At 55.8% G+C, this 240-nt stretch carries 1 protein-coding gene; it reads right to left on the reverse strand.

Annotated features, from left to right (window positions below; translation table 11 throughout):
* On the reverse strand, positions 1-240 hold a 240-nt coding region (locus SB719_RS22350), incomplete at both ends, for a TrbI/VirB10 family protein (protein ID WP_412160062.1).

Below are 240 nucleotides of genomic sequence, written 5' to 3' on the forward strand. Positions count from 1 at the left end.
GACAACATGATGGACGCGCCGAACCTTTCACGCCATTTTTTGTCGACGATGCCGGTCAGGCCGGAACGGCCAAGGCTGTCGGTTCCCACGGAGTTCAGGCGCACGCTTACACCATCATCTCTAAGCAAGCGTGTCCAGACTACGAAAACGCGGGTCTGGCCTGTCATGACGTCGCTTTGATATTCACCAATGAGGCGGGTGCCGGTCGGAATCAGAATGCGACGACCATCAAAACTGTAG

It is taken from the genome of Pantoea sp. SIMBA_079 (assembly GCF_046940275.1).
In the GTDB taxonomy this organism is placed as follows: Bacteria; Pseudomonadota; Gammaproteobacteria; order Enterobacterales; family Enterobacteriaceae; genus Pantoea; species Pantoea borealis.